Origin of the sequence: Rickettsia canadensis str. McKiel (genome assembly GCF_000014345.1) — a bacterium.
Classification (GTDB): Bacteria; Pseudomonadota; Alphaproteobacteria; order Rickettsiales; family Rickettsiaceae; genus Rickettsia; species Rickettsia canadensis.
Genome location: NC_009879.1, coordinates 749,598 through 770,535, shown reverse-complemented (window position 1 = coordinate 770,535; position 20,938 = coordinate 749,598). Strand labels below are relative to the sequence as shown.

Genomic DNA, 20,938 nt, shown 5'->3' with positions numbered 1-20,938 from the left:
CTACAGTAATAAAATTCTAATTTAGTAGACGGGAGTTTATGCTTTTGTTCTGTAAGCTTGATAAGGAGCAAGAATTAGAAGATATGTCGTATTTGATGCCATGAAATCAACCTATCATGCAAACACGCTCTATCATTGGATACAATTATTCTTAATACCATCGTTATAATGTACAGCCTTACCTCCACATTCACTTACTTTATTTGCCTGTATTGGGGGGTTGGGTTGCAAAATTAAAGCTTCACTCTCCAATCTGTTTGATTGGAAATTTTAGTTGGTAAACTGCCTATATGTTTATCCAATATGTCCAGTATTTAATCTATATTTTCATTTATATACAATGTTTCATAGTTGTAACGCATAACATAGTAATATATAAAGTTAGGTGTTATGTAATCGGCTAATTTCCTATTATGATGTACGTGCAAAGTTTTCGTATTTGTAATTATAAATTATTAATGACAAATATATCATAAGTTATGGCGAAACCAAGCTATCTAAATTTTGATAACAAAAATTATAAATGGAACAATGATATTGATTATCGTAAATGCCCTGAAGCTTATAGAGTAGGTCAAGGTGAGCAGAGAGTATTAATTTGTCAACCATATACAATGCAATTTTGCCTTATTGGAAGTTTAACACTCCTGAAGTTGCTAAAGAAAGTAGTGAAAAAAATATATGAAATTTTTTTAAAATTCTTAGAGAATAATGATTTTGTTGGAGCTGATATAGTACGCAAATATTTACAGATGGGTTTTACTCGAAGTACACATTATACTGCTGATATTTTTTCAAAAAATGGCAAGAAGCAGCAAAAATAAAAAATATAAAAAGATGAAAATAGAATGGAAGAAACAATTTAGTTAATATTGTTTCTTGCAAACCTGTTACTCATTCTCTATATAAGTACAATTTGGTCTAGAACTCATTATTACGTTTTTATACTAAAATACCGCTTTAATATTACGATAATCACAGTTATTTCCTGATAAAAAAGCTATTTCATCATAACTGTCCAGTAATAATAATACTTATGTATTTATCACTTATATTTATTAATTCTTGCAGTGCTATATCTTTTGAATATAAACAATAATCAATGAAATAACCGAGTTTATCTTGACGTAATTCCTTAGCTTTATATTCTTTGATCCAATTTTTATTTAATAATTCGTTTAACTTAATTCTCAATACGTAATTAAACTTGTCATTTCACAATTTTTTCCATTTATACGATATATTATGCGGTAACGTCATCTTTCCTACTCTTTGCCTAATAACAATATTGTTCCTATATCCCTTTGGATTCTGTTTTTTGATCATTTTAGTTTTGTACATATTATAGTGAATTAACTTAAATTAGGGATGATTTATAGGCAATATTTTTATTTTTTTGGGACATAGCAAACTAATTCATTTATTACGGTATGAGATATGTTCTTAAGAAATTACAAGATGATGTAGACATTATCCATAATTTAAGTTAATTCACTATAAATTAATAGAGGATAGATTAAAAAATGAAATTGCGGAGCTATTTAAACAATGTATCAATTTACATAACAGCAATATCAAGAGGAAAAAGACAATCTACGAAAATTTGTTGAAATTGATCCTGAAGAACTTTCAAATTTTATCGAAACTTATAGTAAAACTGAAAAGTATAACAATAGAGAAGCTGAAGTTTTTCATAGCTTAAGTTCTATTTTAATGGAAAGACAACAAGATAATGCGATTATGAAATCATTAAAATTAAAGAAAGCTATTGAAAATGAAGAGGTAGCAAAAATTATGTACGCAATTTAAGAGTTTCCTAAAAACATAGCTAGTTTTGTATTAGATACTGATCAAATAAAGGATGTGTATCCATTAGGTTTGCTGCAGGAATAACTGTATCAAAACAGTTTCTTCAATCCTTGTTGTAGAAGCTTATTTACAGGATCTGCTTGTGGGTTTTCTAGCTTAATATTGCTTTGTTCCTCTACATTTGAATACTTTTTCTTTCTGAGGCCTAAAGCATCTTTAATAATATTTTCAGGTTTCTTCTCTCTGCTTTTTAAGTCTTTAATAACGCTACTAAAAACATTTTGGACTAAATATGTTTGAAGAGCCTTAATAATCTAGCTTATGCTGCGGGTTGTTTATAAATCCATATAACTTAACGGTTATAGGTGGTAAATCAGCAATAGTAATGCTTGTACTAATATCCATGATATATTGCGGTAAGTTAATTTGACCGCTTGTATTTACTTTGGCAGGTGCAGCATCTACACTGCATTTGTTTAACTTAAGCTTGCCTTGTGTTATATTTCCACTTGCAATTAAATTTTTAAAAGATGTAGCACCTCCGCTAAAGGAGTGGTTAATAAGTCGCAATACTCCTTCGGTATTTTTAGCATTATTTACCGCATCTGCAATGCTGTTTAAATCAAATCCGCTTATTTTCCCATTATCGTTATTTACGTTAAATTATCTGTTTAGATTATTAACATATGTATAAACACTATTACCGCTAGAATTCAGATCAGCTTTAAAGCTTAGTCGCCCATTAGTTATTTTTATTTTACCTAATTGTGGAGTTAAATTTTTTAGATCGGCATTTTTTAAATCAATTTTAATTGCAATATTTTGATCTGTTCCTGAACTTACAAAACCTGTGCTATTAAATTCACTGCCATAAATACTCGCATTAACTGAAGTAATATTTAGTTTACCGCCAGTGATATTTAATTTTGTTTTTAAATTATTTATGATTAATGAGTTGTTAGTTAATTTATCAATACTCGCAGATATTTGTCCTTCAATTTCATTTAAAAATCCTAAGTTAATAGGATTATTTGACCAAGGAGAATTATTTTAGGGGGCGTTATATTGTGAGTAGCACTATTAGTGTTATTTGGAGCAACAGTTGGACTATTGTTTGAAATGATTTTCTCCAAATTAACTAATAGACTATATAAATTAAGGTTAAAATTTGGCTTCTTAGCTGCTAAATTAATATCGCCTTTAATAGACATATTAGTATTAAAAGCAGATATTTTATTATTGATACGGACAGTACCTTTAACTTTTTGTACTTCCCCGTTGAGCTGGAATACTCCAATACGATTTAGATTATTTACTCCAAGTAAAGTCATAAACGACTCAAAATTATTAATTTGTAGATTGTGGAAAATAGTTATATCTTGTGCTAAGTTTTTAAGCTCAATATCTCCGGTTAGATGACTATTTGGAGTCGATAAATTAATATTTTGCAGTTTTATTGTTTGGGAATTATAAACTACACTAGAAGTAAGTATAAGTTTTTGGTTAATAATAGGAGGTAATGTATCAGTCTTTAGCTTTAGAGCATCAAGTATAGGTTTGAAACTATCTGCTTGTAACAGAATATTTGTCTTATCTAAATTGGAGCAAATCTCGGTTATAATGTTACCTGGATTTATAATAATATTTGATTTTAGGTTATTACGCTCTATATCATAACTTGTATTTGCTAATAATTCTATATTTGTATAATGAAGTCTTGTATCTTTAATAACTATGTTTTTACTATTTGCAGTAATTGCCGTAGTTAGCTCATAGTCATTTTGTAAGTCAGCCGGCATACCTAAAGTTTTAGTATTGCCTTTAATATTTGCGTTACCTATAAAAGAATGATTTTCGCTATCAAATTTTCCTTCGATTTTAATTTTTTCACCGGCAAGATTAATATCGGCGCTTAACGTAATTATTGTCCCGATTTCTGCAATATTCCCGCCTATATTAATCTGCTGTTCCAAAGCCTTTAAAGCTAAAGTGAAATCTATAGGTTCTTTAATGCTTTGAATTAAGGACCTTTAGTATCTAAGTGAATATCGTTAAATATTTTCTCATTATTGTTTTCTATATATATTACTTTGCCGTCTATTATTTTAAAATAACTAATCAAAATAGGAAGTGCTAACTCAGTTTTAGTATTAGTAGATTCTGCAGAGCTGACTTTATTATTACTCCTTTATAATTATTTAAAGGAATAAAGAAAGGAATAACAATTAATAACAATATTATACTTATAAATATCATAAGTGAGTATTTTAAAGCTTTAGGCATAGAGATTAACCTATCTATTTCTATACATATATTGATTATAGTATTTAAGGCTTAATTGTCAAATTCATATCACTTACTCAATTTTTAGTTAAAATAATTATTTTATTGATGTAGTTTTGAATATCAATAATATTTATGTCTAATAAATTTAAGTATGACGAGATTCATTGTACGTAGTGCATTTGCAAATCCTTTCTTCGCTAGAGAGTTTTTTTAGATGCATTTACCGCCTTATATCAAAGATTTACTTTCGTTTAATACTTAAAATGGAAAAGGATAGTTTTATGGAACCTAACCTTAAGAAGTCTATATCGGATATTTTATTTTCTGTTAAATTTGACAGTGAAGACGGTTAATATATTTTTTTATAGAATATCAAAGTACACCTGATCATTAATTGCTTTTCGCTAATGCACCTCAAAATTTATGGGAGTTGTTTAATCATGGTGAACTTAAAAATATTTGGATTAATGATTATCAACTTATAAACGTGTATGATATTCTGATCAAAAATTGAAAGAAAATGATTGGTCTGAAATTTTACAATTTTTTATGAAGCATACATGCACAAGATTTATTAAAAAAGATGGCATGAGATAGCTGACCTTTTTTACCTAAGTTTGCCAAGGTTAATATCGGCATTGATTATATAGAGCTAATTTTATTACCATACTTTGACCAAAATTAGTCAAAATGATATAAATAGACAAAATACTTACATTACATTTAAACTCTGAAGAAGGAGAAGAAATTATGGGGGTATTGTATATCATTGGGAGCAACAAGGAGTTTAGAAAGGTAGAAGAAAAGAAAAATAATACTAGTTAAAAAGATGCTAACAAAAAATAAGCCTTGAGATGAAATTGTTGAATTTACCGGTTTTATAAAATAAAGAAATTGAAGCACTGCAAAAACAACTCAAAAAATAAGAGATTGAAAAATTAAAGTAAATTGTTTAAACTTCTCTTTTATAATTTAAAATCCCATAATTTTTAGTTATAACAGGAAAAAATTGTTTATTAAAAGGTAATAATTCAGTTGTTTGGTCTAAAAATTCTATTTCAATTATATCACCGGCACCAAAGTTAAGAATATTTTTAATTTTACCTACTTTTTTATGATCTTGATCTAATATCGTTAGATGATTTAAATCTGCTATATAAAATTCATCTTCTTCTAGTTCTGGTAAACTTGCTCTTAAGCAAAATAGTTTATAACCTTTTAAATTTTCAGCTTCATTTCGAGTAGATATATCATTAAATGTGCAAATTAATTCTCCTTTGGCATTTTGGCTAATTAGCTTAATATTTATATTTTCTTGTGATTCATTTACTAAATTTCTTTCAAGTATTTTTGTAGTAGGGATGGTAAAAGATTTTAAAATTATATGACCTTTAATTCCGTGACATGATTTTATTACACCGACTAAAATTAAATTTTCTAAAGAATTCATTTAATTTACCTTTAAATTTTGATAGTGATATATAATAATATAATATACTTAAAAAGTTTTTTACAGACATGATAAAAAAAATAACTGCCAGCATCATAATTTGTTTCTCATTGTTGTTATTTATCATTTTTAGTGCATTATCTTTTGTTAATTATAATTCGGTTACTAATAACCTTACTAGTCATTTAGGAATTGCGAAGGAAAATATCAGAAAAATAAAGATGAATAAATTTCCTTTGCCCTATTTAATTATTGAGTTGATAAGGGAAGAAGGAAAGCTAGATTTAGAGCAGATTAAAATTTATTTTTCGTTGTGGTCGCTTATAACATTTAATCCTAAAATTAATAAAATAGACATATTAGATGCTAAATTTTATTCAAATTCTAATTTATTAAATATTTATAATCATGAAGAGTTAATAAAGAATTTCTTTAAATATAAATTACAAGATATAAATTTAAATGTTACTAATCTAAGTATTATTAATAAACAAGACTATTCTATTTTAAATTTTAATAATTGTATATTAAAAAAAGAAAATGCATTATCGTCATTTAAAACTACAAGTAACTATATAGGGAAAATTTCAGGTTCAATTAATAAACATGACGATACAGTAGCTTTTAGTCTTAATATTGATAATAATGATTATGGTTTTAAGTTATCACAAATTTACAAAGATTTTAAGCTTACTAGCGGTAGCGGTGAATATCAGCTTAAAAATTTAGCGTCGGTAATATATAGTATATTACCAGATTTAAAACTACTTTTTAATAAATTTAATCAAAATGAGGCAGTAAACGTTAAATTTAATATCGCAAATAATGAAGATGAAATAGAGCTAAAAGACATAGTAATAGCATCGTCTTTTATTACCGGTAATGGATTTGTTCACATTGCTAAAAATGATCATATTACTACTAATGTGAAACTAGATTTTCATAAAATAGATTTAAGTTCATTAATTTCTCCAAATGCAGGGGGAACATTTCATACTGATCGTTCAAATATTAGATTTATTTTTGCTGATAAATTACTAAAAACAGATGTGAAAATTAACGAAATCATTTTAAGTAATAATGAAGCATTAGAAAAAATAGTCTTTTCTTCTAACTTATTAAAAGGTACTTTAAAGATAAATGAATTTTCAGGCAATATTAAGTCAGGCGGGGAATTTAAGCTTACAGGTAGTGTAACACAGAATGCTGTTAGAAGTATGTTCGACGGACAGTTATATTTACAGCACAATGATATAAATTCGTTATTGAATATTTTAGGATTTAACGACGTTACTATTAAAGAAGCTATTCCTTTTAGTTTATCGTCAGATTTGAAACTCACTTTAATAGATTTATTTTGTAAAAATTTATTACTTAAAACGGATAATTTTAATTTATCAGGAAATTTTTCTAGTAAATTTATTGCTCAAACACCTCGTCTAGATGCTACGCTTAATATATCTTCGCTTGATTTAAGCAGTCAAACATATCCAATAATTTCACCACTTATCGCATTTACAAAAAATTTAACTAAAGATATGAAAGCTATAGATTATCCAAGTAAATTTATTCCTATTAGAACAATAGGATATTTAGCTAATTTAGATATTTTGATCGATAGTGTTAAGTATAACGATCATATATTTGACAAAATGAATTTGCTTGCTAAAATCACACCGGCTAATATCAAAATTAGTAATTTAGATTTTAAAACTGCTCACAGCTATTTATCAACTAGCTGGAACTTGGATGTATCGAGTGTATTACCGTCTTTAACTATAGAAATTAAGGATGGGAATCTTACTATTACTGATTTATTATCGCCAGCAGGAATGCTTAATTTAAGAAATAAATTAGTCAATGATTATAGTTTAGATAAAGCTATCTTACAAGTTTCCGGTATGTTGTCAACATTATCACAAGATGATTTGATATTGACAAATGTTAAATTTTATATAGCAAATAATAATAATCTATTACAATTCAATAATATTGAAGCAGAATTATTAGGCGGTAAGTTTCAAGGTAGCGGTAATATTTTATTGGAGCCTTATTCTATAAGTTTTGTATATGCCTTAAATACAATAGATTTAGACAAAGTTTTAGCTCTTATACCTAAACAAATATTTACTGCAATGAGCGGAGCAGTAAGTATAAGCGGTAGTTTAGGGACTAACGGTCACACCCTTCAAAGCCAGTTATATAACCTTACTACAAAATCACAATTTGCTATAAACAATATAGATATTAATAATTTTGCAATTGATGCTTTTATAGAAAAAATTAATACACCTGATTATAAGGTAGAGAATTTAGATAAAGATATAAATAATGCTATAACCACAGGACAAGAAAATATTAGAGGTATAAGCGGTGATATTGAACTACAAAAAGGTATTGCCCTTTTAAAGAAAGTAAAATTTGCAACACAATATAGTAGCGGTGTGGCCTCTTTTGCAATTAATATATATAATTTTGATATGGATGCATCTAGTATTTTATCATTTTATGTGCCAGGAAGGCTTGTTAAGTTAAATACATCAAATACGAGTTCCGATAAAGATACTTTGGCACATCTTAGTATAAAAATGCAAGGGAGTATTTTTGCTCCTAAGAAGACTTTAGATAGTAGTGAGCTAAAAAAATTACTTATACCACAAACACAAACAGAAGAAGCTACTAATTCAATTAACCATTAAATAATAAAAAATAAATGACTAATACTAAAATTTTAGAAGACAATATTAGCTTTGAAGAAGCTTTAAAAGAGCTTGAGGAAATTGTTAAAAAAATAGATAACGGGCAAGAGAGTCTAGAGACGGCAGTTAATAGCTTCGAAAGAGGTATTGTACTTAAGAATCATTGCGAGAAGAAACTAAAAGAAGCTCGGTTAAAAATTGAAAAAATTACTAAACTTGCTGATTCTACGGTGGTTTTAGAAGAGACAGAGATTTAGAAAGTTGTATATGTCATTTCCACCTCTGCCGGATCCAAAAAAAATAATCTTAATATTGGTACAAAAATTGCAACTTTATTAATTGATACAATAAGTCTAAAAAACAAGTTTTTATAGATTTTATCGGCTTCCCGCCTCCGCGGGAATAACATTACAATGCTTATGTTTGATCATATAATTGATTTTATTTATAATGTTCCTAATATTGTTTTATTTTTCATAGTAAATATTATTTTAAAGAGCTTTTGCTAAGAATAATTTTCAAAAAGAAGAACTTTTGGCCAGCCTTAGAGGATTTTGATCGGGAGTAGTAGGTATTAATATATGCAGTGTTAACATGTTTTGTATTAATTTATTTACTCGGTAATTTTAATAAAGTATAAGAAGGGGTGGCAGTAGAGTCTATAGTGTTGATGAGGCTTGCAGATAGTGTAGGTTTGCTTTTTCTCATGGCAATGAGACTGCAATTTATCTAGATATTAAAAATTATCATGTAAGATGTAGTACAGTGTGAATGGCAATTAATGAAAGACCGCAAGAAAATCGGGCATGAAGCTCTTAGTTTTCTTCAAAATATTAATAAGCGACTTTAAGCTTATCAATTAAAAGCATAAGTGCAGATTTTTATTAAAAAAGAAATAATTAAAGAGATACCAGAGCTTTATACCTTGAGGTATAATAGAGTTAAAATGTCCTATTTTTCTTTAAATACCACAATATTGGATATTTATAATGACTATAATTTTTTTGTCTGTATGCTTGGTACTAAACTTTATCTACATAAGATTTTGGTTGGTTTAGCTTGTATTACTTCATCATGATGCTTTGTGTATTACTTATATATTAGACAAACCTTTTCAAAGTCTCTACGCCCCGTTATTAATATGATCTTATTAAGGCTAGAAATTATATTGAGAGATTAAATTACTCCTATCTGTAACGACATAACGCCATAGTTTATCCGTGCCTTTAGTAATACCTATACGGGTGGTATTAGAGTAGGGGAGCGTTAAGCCGATATCGCCAACAAAAAATTCTTTGTTATTGATAAGATCGCATTTATTATGAGATATATTAATTCCTAAATATTTACATAATTTACCAGGACCGTTTAAGTATATGTTCTCAGGTGAAATAACATGTACTCCTCTTATTAATGCTGCAGCAGGAAAACCATCAGTTTCGGTTACGAAATTTAAACAATAATACATTCCGTAAATTAGATAAACATAGCTAAAACCTGCAGGACCAAACATTACATCTGTTCTTTTTGTACGACCTCTTGCAGCATGGCAAGCAGGATCGTCCTGCCCTATATAGCTTTCCGTTTCAGTAATGATAGTTGTTTTACCTTGGAAATATAGAACCTTACCAATTAACTCAGTGCTTACTAAGTTAGTATCTCTTGAGAAGAATTCACGGGATAAAGGTCTTAGATTCATTATATAATATAGTAAAATAGTAAAAATTGATGTTGAACGTATAGCGTTGTATTTTATGACCAGAGCAAAGTATACAGATGTCATTCCTAGATAAAGCGAGAGTCTAGGCTCTTACATCTTTAAAAGTACAAAGTTATTTTGGTTCCTTATTCTTTACTGGATTCCCACTTTTACGGGCATGACATCGTACTTCTGTATCATACAATACAGTCCCGTTATAGAACGGTTGGCATTTAATGATTCTTTTGAAAGCACGCCATAATCCTTTTAGGCTACCATATAATGTTATAGACTCTTTAGCATATTCTGAACAAGTAGGGTGAAAACGACAATTATTGCCAAGTAATGGGGAAATGAAATATTGATAAAATCTAATTAGTAGTAAAAGTATTTTACTCATTTTGCAGTTTATCTAGAATATTTTCCATTTTTTCTTGAGTTAGATCTTCATAATAATCATCATTGATTTGTACGACCGGTGCATTAACACATGCTCCCAAACATTCAATCTCAATTAAGCTAAATTTCTGATCTTTCGTCACTTCTTGTTCTTTTATACCAAGTTTTTGCTCGCAAGTTTTGATGATATCACTACTACCACGTAGCCAGCAAGGTGTGGTAGTACATACTTTAATATGATGTTTACCGATAGGCTTTAGATTAAACATAGTATAAAAAGTTGCAACTTCATAAGCACGCATATAAGCTATTCCTAGCATATTTGCAACATATTCGATAGCAGGGATAGATAACCAGCCACCGTTTTGACGCTGTGCTAGATCAAGCAGCGGTAATATAGCACTCCTTTTTCCGTGTGGTGGATATTTTTTGACAATATCTTCTGCTAGATTTAAATTTTTCTTATCAAATATAAAACTTGTAATTTTTGTATTCATATATCACTTATGTCATTCCTGTGAAAGCAGGAATCCAGAAAATTATTCAATTAAATCTTTCCATTTAGGATTAGTTTTTTAATTCTATTTTTTCCAACTATGCTTCCATTTTTTTCAAGTTTTTTTCTCTTGCAAGTGCTGTTTAATATCAGTAAATTCTTCTGTATAAACAAGCTTTATAATATTATATTTTGATTGTTTTTTGTTTATGTTCATAAGCACAACAAGTAATACCAATATAATATATATAAGTACCATTGTGATCAGAACATATACCCAATACATTTTTTCGTTTAATTTACTGAATTCCCACTTTCGCAGGAATGACATCAAATACCTTAAAAATAATTACCTATCTATCTCTCCAAATACAATATCAAGTGTGGCTATAATAGTAATAACATCTGCCATTAAATGACCTTTAGACATAAAATTCAGTCCTTGCAAATGAGCAAAGCCGGGTGTTTTAATTCTACATCTATAAGGTTGGTTGTTGCCGATTGAATATAAATATACTCCGAACTCGCCTTTAGGAGCTTCTACAGCTTTATAGGTTTCACCTGCAGGAACCTCATAACCTTCAGTGTAAAGCTTAAAGTGATGAATCATCGCTTCCATAGATTCCTTCATTTTTGCCCTTGTCGGTGGTGTTAATTTAGGATCATTGGTTTTAACTGCACCTTTCGGCATTTTTTCTATACATTGCTTGATTATTTTGATTGATTCATACATTTCAAGTATACGGACGAGATATCTGTCATAACAATCACCATTTTTACCTATAGGTACTTCAAAGTCTATTTCATCATATACATCATAAGGGTTTGACTTACGTAAATCCCAAGCTATACCTGAACCTCTAAGCATAGGTCCTGAAAAACCCCACTCCATCGCCTCTTGCTGTAAAACAACACCGATATCTACTAAACGTTGTTTCCATAATCTATTTTCATTTAGTAGGCTTTCAACATCCTGAAGTTTAGGATGAAACTGCTCTATAAATTTATCTATATCCTCAAGTAAACCATCAGGTAAATCTTCAGCAACCCCGCCTGGCCTAAAGTAGTTTGAATGCATACGAGAGCCGGAAACACGCTCGTAAAACTCCATGATTTTTTCACGTTCTTCAAATAGCCATAATAAAGGAGTAGTAGCCCCGATATCTAAAGCTTGGCTACCTATATTTAAAGTATGGTTCAAAATTCTTGTTAATTCTGAAAATAATACTCTGATAAATTGCGCTCTTCGTGGTACTTCACATTTTAATAATGACTCAACAGCTAAAGCAAATGCATGCTCCTGACACATTGGCGAAACATAGTCAAGGCGATCAAAATAAGGTATAGCCTGCAAATATGTTTTATGCTCAATAAGCTTTTCAGTCCCTCTATGTAGTAACCCTATATGAGGATCTGTATTATTTACTACTTCCCCGTCCATTTCAAGGATTAATCTTAAAACTCCGTGAGTTGCCGGATGTTGCGGACCAAGATTGAGAGTTATAGTTTTGATGTTGTTAGTCATAGTAGTAGTCATTGCGAGAAGCCGTAAGGTGACGTGGCAATCAAGTTAAATAATTTCATCATATAAATCTGTTCAATTTACATTTCGTTTACTCAATTAAATTAAGCTTTTTTGCTCTTGAGCCTGATTTAATTTGTTTTTCTCTAGTTATTGCAGAATCCATAGTTTCATGAATTTCATAATATTTTACAAGCATATTTTCTACTAAACCCATTAGTTGATATATTAAGTTTGATAAGCTTAAAAATTACTCCTACGTAAATAGTCCCGTTTCATTTATTAGCCACAAATATACAGTCGGTTGTTTCATAATTTTCCTGGATTGCCACTGCTTCTTTCAGTCACTCGCAATGACGTTGGGTTATCCACACTGCTTTTACTTTGCCTTCTCATCCCCAGGTAAAATATAAGTAGGGCTGTGCCATTGAGAGCTAAAATCAAACTTACGATATTCTATGTCTAAATCAACTGGCTCATAAGCTACTTTTTTTAATTTTTTATCATATTTAACTTGCGTATAACCGGTTAACGGAAAATCTTTACGTAATGGATGTCCTTCAAATTCATAATCGGTTAGTATTCGTCTTTTATCGTCATTTCCCTCAAAATTTACTCCGAACATATCATAAACTTCACGCTCATACCAGCAAGCAGCATTAAATATATTCATTGCTGAAGGTATGCTTTCTTTTTCAGAGATCTGTACTTTTATTATAAGACGCTTATTTAATTTTAGGCTTAGTAAATTATATACTACTTCAAATCTTTTATCTCTTTCAGGAAAATCAGCTCCAAATAAATCAGTAAGTACAGTAAAACGTAATTCTTCCGATTTTTTTAAAGCTTTTAAAAACAGTAATAAAAAATGCGGCTCGACGTTGTAAGCTAAATAGCCTTGAACCGTAATATGGGTTATCAGTATGCTATATTTAGCAGCAAGTTCCTCAATAAGTTTGTCTAGAGTCATACTTAAAACCTGTAGTGCGTTTAATTTTTTTTTGTAACTGCATCAGCCCGTAAATTAATGCTTCGGCAGTAGGAGGGCAGCCGGGGATATATATGTCAACCGGTACAATTCTATCGCAGCCGCGTACTACCGAATAGGAAAAATGGTAATACCCACCGCCGTTAGCACAGCTACCCATTGAAAGTACCCATTTAGGCTCGGCCATTTGATCATATACTTTACGTAGAGCCGGTGCCATTTTGTTAGTGAGTGTGCCTGCAACTATCATAAGGTCGGACTGTCTTGGGCTTGGTCTAAACAGCATACCGAAGCGATCCATATCATACCTACTTGCTGCTGCCTGCATCATTTCCACCGCACAACAAGCAAGCCCAAAAGTCATTGGCCATAAGGAATTAGCTCTCGCCCAGCCTATAACATCATCAACTTTAGTGAGTAAGAATCCACGATTTGAGAGTTTATTGTTAAGTATCTCATCTTCCTGATAAAAACTATTTTTCATATTACTACCAATCTAATGCACCTTTCTTCCATTCATATATAAACCCGATAATAAGTACAAATAGGAAAAACATCATTGAGAAAAAGCCTATTTTACCTATTGTATTAAGGCTAATAGCCCAAGGTACTAAAAATACGATTTCAAGGTCAAAGATAATAAATAAAATGGCAACTAAGTAAAAACGTATGTCAAATTTTGATCTTGCATCGCTAAAAGGCTCAAAACCACACTCATAAGGCTCTAGCTTATCTTTATTATATTTCTTTGTCGATAATAGGTTAGGTAGAATCATTATTAAACTGGAAACTAATACCGCAATAATGCAAAATATAGCAATCGGTAGATATTCCTGTAAAAATTCTGAGTTTTGTAGCATATGTTTGTATTATGTAATTCTAGACATTGTTTATGTCATTTCCTAGCTAAAAGCGGTATTTTTCAAATATGTACTACTATAATTAGTATGGATTACCGCTTTCGCAGAAATAACATCAAAATCTTACTTCTATATCTATACCAAATATTATTAATTATCAACGACAATATCAGGTTTAACTAGTAACTTCATTAAGACTAGTACCCAAATACCGCTTGATATCCACCATATTTGCCACATATTATATGAAATCATCCCTATTATATAATAATTTATAAAGCATGCATAGGAAGCTGCTCTAAAATCATTATTTTTTATATTATCAATCTGTTTTAAGTATTTATAGATTAAGCTTAAAAATAATATTAGCCCTATTATACCAAGTTCAAGAGTAATTTGTAATATATTATTATGAGGATGAAGCGGCAAAGGATGCCATTTTTCTCCTTTATAATCGATCATTTCACTATCTGTAACTTCGATATATTTAGAAGAAGCAAAGCCATAGCCAATCGGCTTTGCAATGATTTTGTTTGCGACGAAATGCCAAATAAATAAACGATGAGCAGCCGATGCTTGAGTTGTTAAATATTTTTCAGATAAATATTGTGGATCTATTTGTTTCGCTATAACAGGGAATAGTAACGAGCAGGTAATTAAACTTATTGCAATTAATTTGAAAAATATCAGCTTTATAAATCTTGCTAAAATAAATATTATTCCGCCTATACTGAATCCTAAAAAACTTGCTAAACTATCAGACGAATTAAGTAAATAAAGCACTAATATATATAGCATTAATGCATGTCTTCTTTTACCGCTAGAGAGTAAAATTATAATAGTAGTCCAAGCAGTAATTGAAAGTAAAGCACAGCCCCGATCTAACATATATAAGCCAAAACTAGCTTTGAATATTTTAGTTAAAAAACCATGAGAAGAATATTCGATGAAGAATAATAATATTGCTGCGAAAATTCCGGATATTAAGGCTTTTTTGAGCTGTAAGCGATTTTGAAAAGGCGCGGAATTACTAACTGCAAAGCCAAAGAATAATATTATAAAAACTTGAGTAAAAGTAGTGAAACTATTAATGAGGTGAATTGGAAATAAACAAGATATTAAACACCAGATGGCGAATAATAGTGTCATACTATGGTCCCGCCACACTGCTATCCAGTCTTTTTTAATTTTTAACTGGATACTGTGATTGTGATCCAGCCATGGTACAACATTGTTACTGGATTCCTGCCTACGTCGGAATGATATAGATATTTGTGGTAGGGTATTTCCTATAACAACACTCAGCAAAAAAATTGTAACTAGAGCTGCGGCTGATAAGCCGGCAAGCATCCCAAAGCTAGGAATTAAAAATATTAAACTTGAAATTAAATATTGCATCTAAAAACAATCTTTAGCAAAAATTTCGTAAATTGGGTGTTCAAATGTTGAAAGTGAAATGCTTGAAGAGGTCATCCATCCTTGAAAAAGTAAATTAGGATCTTCATCAATCTTATATTCCGTTATGGTCATCAACAAATAATTATCTTCATTATATGGATCAAGGTTTTTTATACATTTATGTAATTTGATTTTTATATTACCGAAATATTGTTCTTCTCCAACTGTAAAATTCATTTCTTTGGAAGTGGCAGTAATTTTATTTAGAACAATAATTTTACCGTTTGCATAATTCTTAAATTCAGAACTATTATTAATATTATAGTTTGGATTTAACACAGGATGATTTTCATCAAGAGGGATAAATACATCATTTTCAATATCTTCAGTTGTAGTAACCGATTCTAAATTTTCTGCAAATATAGGAAAATTAATGCATATAGTAATGATAAAAATAATTCTTAGTAATTTCATAAATAAAACATATTTTTTCAAAATTATATACTATAGAGCATTGATAGCAACTAAGATTTGTGGTAATGTGCTATTTAGTTATGTCATTCCAGCTTCCGTGGGAATGACATAAAAAGATGATGGAATGACAATTAAACCAAACATGATTTACTCTAAAGAACTCTTAAATTATAATTTTACGGTATAATCCGTAAATAAGGTATTTAACTATTAATCCTTGGCTTGCATACTATCCAAGTAAACATATAAGAATAATTACCGATTATTTAAATGTTGTAAAGCAGTGATATTAATCGTTTAATAATTAATATCCTGCCAATGAGTTTAAAAAATCTATCTATGTTAGAGTTGCTTAGTCTGCTTATTTACTTTTGGGCTAATCCTACTTCCAAATACTATCCTTAGTAAACCCCATAATCAAAAAAGTAAATTTTTAACGACTGCTAATGTTTTTCGATTTGTAACATCAGTTGGAGGATCGGCAAAACAGGTGAGGGCGGTGATATACTGATTATCGATGATTCTCATAATCCTAAGCAAATTCACCCTTATAAAATACGTAAGAAAGTTATAGATTGGTTTGAACAAACTTTTAGTTATGCAGCGTCTGCATTTTAGATGATTTATCCAGTTATCTACTTAATAATAGCAATTTATAGCACCATGTAAAAATTCCGTTGATTAGCATTCAAGATTATCCATTTAAATTAATAACTAATAATAGAGATAAAGAATATCCAATATCTTAGTAGTGAAGTATTAGATAGCTATAAAGAACCTTCTGATTGCTTAGCAAAATTAGAGCAGGAAATGAGTAGCTATAATTATAATGCCCAATTTTTAGCTATGTGCTTATCGTTGCTTATTAATATGGAAGATTTTAGTGTTTATGTAAATCTACCTTCAAGATTTGATTATTTTGTGTAAAGTTAGGGTACGGTAATTACAATTTCTGAAGATTCCGATTATAGTGTTGGCCCACTATATGGGGAATTTTAGAGCAGCGATATATTTAGTATAATTAGTGCAGAATAAGATTAACTATTCTGAGCTGAAAAATATAACCGAAAAATTAGCTAAAGAATATTAACCAAGATTTATATTAATCGAAGATAAAGCAAGCGGTCAACAATTGATTCAAGATATAAGGGTTTTTAGACGATAATATTAGAATGATCAGTATTAAGCCGAGGATTAATAAAGTTACAAGGTTTGCTTTCGTTCCTTTGTTTCAATCAAGTAACGTTACCTAAACAATCAAGCATAATTTTAAAGAAATTGCTAAATTTTCTTCATATTAAAAATGACGATATAGTAGATGCCATTAGCCAGTTCTTGAATTTTATAAAAGATAAATCGTTTAAATATCCTGCAAGGATTAGTAGTTTAGTATAAAAATAGTTGCTTTTTTGGATGGATGTTGTTAGCATTATCGTTCTGTTTATATCTTGTAGATTTGATTTTTCATTATCATCCCGCGACTTGATGATCGTGGGATGACAATAAGGAAGAGAACCCTACAATAATACTTTTACGTATGACAAACATTTTAGGCTGGGTAGCAAAGTGGTAATGCCGTGGACTGCAAATCCTCTATTCGTCGGTTCGATTCCGACCCTGGCCTCCATTATAGAAATTAAAAAATCTTATGGAATTTATTTCACAATTCCTAGAAATGCTTTTAGCTGAAAGAGCGTTGTCAAAAAATTCTATATTTAGCTATAAGCGGGACTTATTTGACTTTCAAAATTATCTTGCTAAACAGAAATTATCCGAATTAAATATTACTACAGAAAATATCAGAAATTGGATTGAGTATTTAGCGGATAATGATTTACAAGCTCGTTCTATCAATCGAAAAATATCAACTATAAAAAGTTATTATGAATTTTTAATTAGCGAAAATCATACTGCTTTTAATCCAGTTCTTAACGTCGATTTACCAAAATATCAAAGTAAGCTTCCTGAAATATTGTCTATAGATCAAATTAAATCGTTACTTGAATATTGCTCCCAAGATGCTACGCCGGAAGGGATCAGGCTTAATGCAATGATTCATTTGCTTTATGCTAGCGGTCTTAGAGTCTCAGAGCTGGTTAGTCTTAAGCTTGCTGATATTTTGACTAATAAAATGTCAGGAGAGGTGAAGAAAGTATTTTCTGTGCTTGGCAAAGGTAATAAGGAAAGAGTCATAATAATAAATGAGCAGGCAGTGATCAGTATTGTTAAATATCTTGCAATTAGAGATGTTTTTTTGAATAAAGCAAAACCAAAAAATTTAATTTATTTATTTCCCTCATCAGCTATTGCCGGTTATATGACTAGACAAAATTTTGCGATGCTGTTAAAATCTGCTGCTCTTTATGCAGGGCTTAACCCTAAGCATATTTCTCCGCATATATTGCGTCATAGCTTTGCAAGTCATTTACTTGAAGGCGGAGCAGACTTGAGAGTTATTCAAGAGCTACTTGGTCATGCCGATATATCTACAACCCAAATATATACTCATCTTCAAACTAATCATCTACAAAAAGCATTGTTACATCATCCACTTAATAAAGTTAATTTATTTTAATTTTTAATAAAAGAACTTGTTAATATTATTTAACTAAATATACTATGCCTTTTTATTGAAGGAATTATATGACGCTAAAAAAAATTATAATCTCTTGTATTAGTAGTGAACCTAAAAAAATTGAAGAAAAATATTCTGTATTAGATCCAGGAAAAGAATTAGAACCTGCTGGGTCAGGGTGTAAAAATCAAGAAGTAGAATTTAACAATTATTCTGAGTTAGTTAAAAAAATTCAACAAGGAGAAATAACTTTAGAAGTGCTAGAAAATTTAAGAAAATTAAAAGTAGATGATAAAAAATCTTTTCTCGCAGATACAAAAGATATGGTATCTAATGATAGGTTACATGAGCTTAATAAAAAAATAATGGAACATGCTTTAGATTTAGTTGATCCTCAAGACTCGGCTTTTTTACTTCGTAGAACAAAAGAGGATAGTATATTTCGAGATCTAATCTATTTAGAAGCAAAAGGAAACAAGTTTACTGTAGAAATTGATAAAAAAGGAAATTTAACAATTACTTTTTCTAGTATGGTACTTGAACTTTATAAGCTATTAATTCATAATTTTTATTTGAAAAAAATTAGAGATGCTGAATTTCGAGAAAAAGCATATGAATTATATAAAGAAGATTTAAAAAAAATAGGTGACACAAGTGAAGAGGCGTTAGAATATTGTTATATTAAAAATAGTTTAGCACAAAGTATAATGTGTTTATTTGTGAGTAGAGATATTAGAGAAAGAGTTGTAAGTGAAGAATTACTTAAATTCGATACATTTAAAAAAGTATTTGATGGGAAAAAAGCATTATACGGAACTTCTGCTGATTCTAAATTGTTAGTGGTTGATTATGTATTAAATGATGTAAAGGGTGTTTATATTAATAATTTAGCAGCGTCAAATATTTTAGATTTAGTAATGTATAGTCAATTAAATAATGAGATAATAGAATCAATAGACATTTTAGGAAATAGCGAAGGTTGAGTATGACTTTCAAGATACTGTTTTAAAGTTTTTATTATAAATATAGCAATAGAAATTACACTTAATCTATAATTAATATTAATTATGGGTTAGAGTAATACTAAATATAGCTACAAACAATAAAAAAGAAACAGTGAATACTGAAAAATTTAATAAATGTTAGTTATCAAAGAAATAGATAGTGAAATTTTGATTTTGGTGTTATGCAAAAGATGCAGAAGGCTTTTAGTACTGCAAGTAAGCAAAAACAAATGGAAGCTTATATAAGTTTTTTAGATCAAAAGCTTAATAAAGAGTAATTATATAAACTCAATCAAATAATAATGAAAAATGTATGTGAATTAATACCGGATAATGATCATAATTTCGTTTGTCATACTCCTAATAATAAAGTTTTTCAAGAAATATTATTGTAAGCAAAATGCTCAGGTATAGATATAAAAGCAAAATTTAATGCTACAGGAGAATTAAAAGATTATAACACAGGAATATTAGATCATTATCGTATTTTACAAGAAAATTTTTATCCTAAGAAATTCTAAAGATTTAATAAATAGTAGAATAGCACAAAGTATTAATTTTTTATTAATATGCTCCACTTTTTCGAGAATCAGAGATTAAATTAGGTTTAAAATCGGCTGAAGATAGAGCAAAAAATACAAGATCCTAACGGTAAGTATATTCAACAATTAGTAGATGCTAAAATAGTAACCAATATACATTTTAATACTTAAGAAGGTTTAGATAATAAAGCAAATGAAGGAAAAATACTAAAATATCTTCAATAATTGAAAAAGCAATAATAATATTAGAGCAAAACACAAAGGTAAATATTGAAGATAAGAGACGAGGAGAAATATAAAGGCATTTATTTAAATCTTTAGAAGGAGCTTCGCATTATATATTAACATTCACAAAAAATGATTTAGTAGATATAATATATCAAGGATTACATCAAAGACAAGCTTGGTGGTCAAAGCTTATGAATTATATAAAACATAATTACATTTCTAAAGAAAATCTTAAAAAAATAGGAAAACTAATAAATAGTGAAATTAAAAATCCTCATACTTCTCTAAGTACAAGAACAGTGGAAACAAATTTCAAAAGAGCTTAATAGATTTAATAATTCAGTATTAATATCAAAAGTTAAAAAAGCTCAGGCAAAATCTAAAAAATCGCCTATTTCTCCAAAAACTGAATACCGCAAAAAAAGAAATCGCGGATTGTGATGATTTTGTTGTATTTGATTTTCATCATTGCAAGGTAATTATGAAATAATTGACAAAACAATCTAGTT

Annotated in this window: 18 protein-coding genes, 1 tRNA gene and 2 pseudogenes; 8 read left to right on the top strand and 13 right to left on the bottom strand. The window is 29.3% G+C overall.

The window, feature by feature from the left end; genetic code table 11:
- Positions 1–479: 479 nt before the first annotated feature.
- Positions 480–824: a DUF4385 family protein gene (locus A1E_RS03345; RefSeq protein WP_012148874.1), complete on the top strand. Its 345-nt coding sequence runs from the start codon at positions 480–482 to the stop codon at positions 822–824.
- Positions 825–1,008: 184 nt separating this feature from the next.
- Here A1E_RS03345 and A1E_RS03340 read toward each other — a convergent pair whose 3' ends face one another.
- Positions 1,009–1,194, bottom strand: coding sequence for a hypothetical protein (locus A1E_RS03340; protein WP_012148873.1), 186 nt, complete (start codon positions 1,192–1,194; stop codon positions 1,009–1,011).
- A gap of 704 nt (positions 1,195–1,898) precedes the next feature.
- A pseudogene (locus tag A1E_RS03335) lies at positions 1,899–4,092 on the bottom strand (AsmA family protein).
- 266 nt (positions 4,093–4,358) lie between these two features.
- Between A1E_RS03335 and A1E_RS07480 the strand changes: the two are divergent.
- Positions 4,359–4,448, top strand: a complete 90-nt coding sequence (locus tag A1E_RS07480; protein WP_196792438.1) for an Rpn family recombination-promoting nuclease/putative transposase — start codon at positions 4,359–4,361, stop codon at positions 4,446–4,448.
- A 599-nt stretch (positions 4,449–5,047) separates the two neighbouring features.
- Here the strand turns inward: A1E_RS07480 and rimM are convergent.
- Entirely contained in the window at positions 5,048–5,545 is a 498-nt protein-coding gene (gene rimM, locus A1E_RS03330; protein ID WP_012148871.1) for a ribosome maturation factor RimM, read from the bottom strand.
- A 68-nt stretch (positions 5,546–5,613) separates the two neighbouring features.
- Here rimM and A1E_RS03325 point away from each other — a divergent pair, with 68 nt between their 5' ends.
- Together A1E_RS03325 and A1E_RS03320 are read left to right on the top strand one after the other, a co-directional pair.
- Positions 5,614–8,244 carry an AsmA-like C-terminal region-containing protein gene (locus A1E_RS03325; protein WP_012148870.1) on the top strand — a complete coding sequence of 877 codons (2,631 nt, stop codon included), beginning with the start codon at positions 5,614–5,616 and terminating at the stop codon, positions 8,242–8,244.
- A 14-nt stretch (positions 8,245–8,258) separates the two neighbouring features.
- On the top strand, positions 8,259–8,501 hold the full coding sequence (locus A1E_RS03320) for an exodeoxyribonuclease VII small subunit (RefSeq protein ID WP_012148869.1): 243 nt from the start codon (positions 8,259–8,261) through the stop codon (positions 8,499–8,501).
- An 899-nt stretch (positions 8,502–9,400) separates the two neighbouring features.
- Here the strand turns inward: A1E_RS03320 and A1E_RS03315 are convergent.
- From A1E_RS03315 to A1E_RS03265, 10 genes are all read right to left on the bottom strand, one after another.
- The gene (locus A1E_RS03315) at positions 9,401–9,943 is read right to left on the bottom strand and encodes a DNA-3-methyladenine glycosylase (protein ID WP_012148868.1); all 543 of its coding nucleotides are present in this window, start codon (positions 9,941–9,943) and stop codon (positions 9,401–9,403) included.
- Between the two features lie 133 nt (positions 9,944–10,076).
- On the bottom strand, positions 10,077–10,343 hold the full coding sequence (gene yidD, locus A1E_RS03310) for a membrane protein insertion efficiency factor YidD (protein WP_012148867.1): 267 nt from the start codon (positions 10,341–10,343) through the stop codon (positions 10,077–10,079).
- The gene (gene nuoE / locus A1E_RS03305) at positions 10,336–10,839 is read right to left on the bottom strand and encodes an NADH-quinone oxidoreductase subunit NuoE (protein WP_012148866.1); all 504 of its coding nucleotides are present in this window, start codon (positions 10,837–10,839) and stop codon (positions 10,336–10,338) included. The genes yidD and nuoE overlap by 8 nt, the downstream gene beginning before the upstream one ends.
- A gap of 348 nt (positions 10,840–11,187) precedes the next feature.
- Positions 11,188–12,363: an NADH dehydrogenase (quinone) subunit D gene (nuoD, locus tag A1E_RS03295; RefSeq protein ID WP_014364031.1), complete on the bottom strand. Its 1,176-nt coding sequence runs from the start codon at positions 12,361–12,363 to the stop codon at positions 11,188–11,190.
- A gap of 88 nt (positions 12,364–12,451) precedes the next feature.
- On the bottom strand, positions 12,452–12,577 hold the full coding sequence (locus A1E_RS03290) for a GIY-YIG nuclease family protein (RefSeq protein WP_012148863.1): 126 nt from the start codon (positions 12,575–12,577) through the stop codon (positions 12,452–12,454).
- Positions 12,578–12,739: 162 nt separating this feature from the next.
- The gene (locus A1E_RS03285; RefSeq protein ID WP_012148862.1) at positions 12,740–13,330 is read right to left on the bottom strand and encodes an NADH-quinone oxidoreductase subunit C; all 591 of its coding nucleotides are present in this window, start codon (positions 13,328–13,330) and stop codon (positions 12,740–12,742) included.
- Complete coding sequence (locus tag A1E_RS03280) at positions 13,308–13,832, bottom strand: NuoB/complex I 20 kDa subunit family protein (RefSeq protein ID WP_012148861.1); 525 nt, start codon at positions 13,830–13,832, stop codon at positions 13,308–13,310. The genes A1E_RS03285 and A1E_RS03280 overlap by 23 nt, the downstream gene beginning before the upstream one ends.
- Before the next feature lie 4 nt (positions 13,833–13,836).
- Positions 13,837–14,208: an NADH-quinone oxidoreductase subunit A gene (locus tag A1E_RS03275; RefSeq protein ID WP_012148860.1), complete on the bottom strand. Its 372-nt coding sequence runs from the start codon at positions 14,206–14,208 to the stop codon at positions 13,837–13,839.
- 150 nt (positions 14,209–14,358) lie between these two features.
- Entirely contained in the window at positions 14,359–15,606 is a 1,248-nt protein-coding gene (locus tag A1E_RS03270) for an O-antigen ligase family protein (RefSeq protein ID WP_012148859.1), read from the bottom strand.
- Positions 15,607–16,080, bottom strand: coding sequence for a DUF2155 domain-containing protein (locus tag A1E_RS03265; protein WP_012148858.1), 474 nt, complete (start codon positions 16,078–16,080; stop codon positions 15,607–15,609). It abuts the gene before it with no gap.
- A gap of 1,552 nt (positions 16,081–17,632) precedes the next feature.
- Here A1E_RS03265 and A1E_RS03260 point away from each other — a divergent pair.
- The 4 genes and pseudogenes from A1E_RS03260 to A1E_RS07310 all read left to right on the top strand — a co-directional run bounded on the left by A1E_RS03260 (position 17,633) and on the right by A1E_RS07310 (position 20,870).
- A tRNA-Cys gene (locus A1E_RS03260) sits at positions 17,633–17,707 on the top strand.
- 21 nt (positions 17,708–17,728) lie between these two features.
- Positions 17,729–18,655 (top strand): site-specific tyrosine recombinase XerD, encoded by a 927-nt coding sequence (gene xerD, locus A1E_RS03255; RefSeq protein WP_012148857.1) that lies wholly within the window; start codon positions 17,729–17,731, stop codon positions 18,653–18,655.
- 68 nt (positions 18,656–18,723) lie between these two features.
- Complete coding sequence (locus tag A1E_RS03250; RefSeq protein WP_012148856.1) at positions 18,724–19,638, top strand: DUF5410 family protein; 915 nt, start codon at positions 18,724–18,726, stop codon at positions 19,636–19,638.
- 106 nt (positions 19,639–19,744) lie between these two features.
- Positions 19,745–20,870 (top strand): annotated as a pseudogene (locus A1E_RS07310) (DUF5410 family protein).
- Positions 20,871–20,938 lie beyond the last annotated feature (68 nt).